Consider the following 2,563-nt stretch of genomic DNA (forward strand, 5'->3'; position numbering starts at 1 on the left):
TAATAAATTAGACCAAAACCAACTAGCTATTATAAAAAAAATTAAAAAAAAATTTTTATTAGAACCACCCAGACGCAGTCGAGCCGCCCGGCGGCCAGCTCGGCGTCCACGAGGACGGCGACCCTCCGCCCCGCCAGGTCGTAGACCGTCAGCTCAACTCGTCCGTTTTCCCCCAGCTCGAAGCTGAAGTTCACCCTCCCCCGCGCCGGGTCGGGGTAGCAGGCGCCCAGGGTGGTTTCGCGGCCGAGGGGCGTCTCGTCCTCCGACGACAGCCGGACCTGGGGCGAGAGGTGGCGGAGCCACTGGGCGTCGAAGACCTCGAAGCGGTAGTAGCAGGCCGCGCCGGGGGCCCCCGTGTCCAGATAGGCGCCGGTTTCGGAACCGGGGAGGGGCGTATCGTTCAACCGCGTCCACCCGGCGTCGGGTCGGTACCCCGGCCCCAGGGTCTCGCCGGCGAAAGCGGTCTCCGTTCGCATGAGGTGGGCCGAGGCGTAGGACGCCCCCGAGACGGGCTCGACCAGCCGGTAGATGTTCACCGCGACCAGGCCGTCGTCGGTGGTTATCCGCCAGGAGAGGAGCGCCCCGTCCTCCGAGCGCTCGGCCCCGGCCGAGTCCCAGGCGAAAACGTCCATGTGCAGGCCCATCGCCGCGTCGTAAGCCTGGACGATTCCCCAGCCGTAATCGTTGTCCGGGTCGTCGGCCTGGGTGGCGGTGTCCATGACGGCCTGCCGTATCTTGGCCGCGGTGGCGTAGGGGTTGACCTCGCGCAGAAGCGCCAGCACCCCGCCCACCAGGGGGGTGGAGAGGCTGGTGCCGGAGACGAAGTCGTAGGTGTCGGTCGAGTCGGCGTCGGCGGCGTAGGTGTAGTGGCCCAAGGCGCAGACCTCGGGCTTGGTGCGCCCGTCGGCGGTCGGCCCCCGGGAGGAGAAATCGGCCAGCACGCCGTCGGCGTCCACCGCACCGCAGGACAGGATGCCGTCGCAGTCTGCCGGCGAGATGAGCGTCCCCTCGTCCGAGCCGTCGTTGCCCATGGCGTTGGCGTGGAGCATGCCGTTGTCCCGGGCCCAGTTCACCGCCAGCGCCACCACGGTCGTCTCCCCGTCCAGCTCCTCGTAGGAGTAGTCCCCCTGGCCTTCGTCGAAGTAGCGGTAGCCGAGTGAGGAGCTGGACACGTCCGCCCCCAGGGCCTCGCCCCACTGCAGGCCGGACTGGTACCAGTACTCCTCGTCGTGGACCTCCCGGGTGATGTCCTCGGTTTTGGCCAGGAGGAAGGTGGCCCCGTAGGCCGGCCCGATGAGCTGGGTGGGGAAGTAGCCGCCCAGGGTGCTCCACGTGGACGTGCCGTGGTTCCAGGCGTCCGGGTCGTCGCCCGGCTCGTTGTCCACGTCGTCGTCGTCGTTGACGAAGTCCCACTCGTCCTTCAGGTCCAGCCCGGCCAGGGCTTCGTGGTCGGTGCGGAAGCCGGTGTCCAGCATCAGCACCGTCACCCCCGCCCCGGAGTATCCCTCGTCGTGGAGCAGGTCCACCTGAATCTGCGTGATTTGCGTTTCCGAGGGGCCGTAGTCCAGGCTCGTCGGGCCGTAGGGCGCGTTTAAGGCCGGGCGCGCGTCGGTCAGGACGCTGGTCGCCGTGGGCTGGAGCCGGACCACGAAGGGGAGCCGGGCGACGGCGTCAATCTGGGCCGCCGTGGCGTCGAAGCATACCGCGTTGGCGATGGAGCTGGCGCCGATGCGGCGGGTGACGAGCGTGGTCACCGCCTCGTCGTAGGGCGAGTACACGGGCAGGTCGCGCTCGTCGGCCAGGGAGCCCGCGGGGCGGTTGAGGGCGCGGCGGGCGTACTGCTCCGGGTTCATTGCGGCGGTGAATGCGTCCAGGGCCGCCTCCAGCTCCGCCGGTCCGGCGTACCCCTTGTCGGCGAAGAAGGCCCAGACGCCGAGGAGCTCGTCGTCCCCGGCGCGCGCCATCTGATGCTCCAAAATCGGCGAAAGCTCGGCCGTCGCAAAAACAGGGAGCGCGAGGGCGAGGATAACCAGAAGGGTCAGGCGCTTCATAACCGCACCCCTTTAGACGTCGTTCTCCAAGCCCACTATAGCACGGGGTGGGACCGCCGTACAAGGAAGCCGATTGGCGGGTAGGCGTCCCCTCTATTTCTATGAGCCAGAAACGGGCCGTTTGCGGAGCCGTCCCCTCCGACGGCTGGTCGTGGTTTTCGCTGGTGCGGGTGCCCACACCCGCCCGATTCACACCCCTCACCCCGGCCCTCCCCCCAGAGGGGGGAGGGGGAATGTAGGGCGGGGATTCGCCGGAGGCGTAGCTCGCTTCGCTCGGTTTGCCAGGGGCGTAGCTCGGTTCGCCGGAGGCGTAGCTCGCTTCGCTCGGTTCGCTCGGTTCCTATCCCCGCCGCTTTTTCTAAGGCAGCCCTCACCCCGGTCCGCGCCTCGCAGGCCTCCCACGGGGAGAGGGGGACCATCCCGACCCTCACTCCGGCCCGTAGGCGAGCCTCCCCCCAGAGGGGGGAGGGAGAAATGTAGGGCGGGGTTTTCCCTTCGGGCGCAGATACCTA

Annotated in this window: 1 protein-coding gene; it reads right to left on the reverse strand. The window is 68.2% G+C overall.

The features are described from left to right. Positions 1–41: 41 nt before the first annotated feature. A complete protein-coding gene (locus NTW26_00140; GenBank protein MCX7020682.1) occupies positions 42–2,051 on the reverse strand; it encodes a S8 family serine peptidase in 2,010 nt (669 codons plus the stop codon). Positions 2,052–2,563 lie beyond the last annotated feature (512 nt).

The sequence above is a fragment of the bacterium genome (genome assembly GCA_026398675.1).
Lineage (GTDB): Bacteria > RBG-13-66-14 > RBG-13-66-14 > RBG-13-66-14 > RBG-13-66-14 > RBG-13-66-14.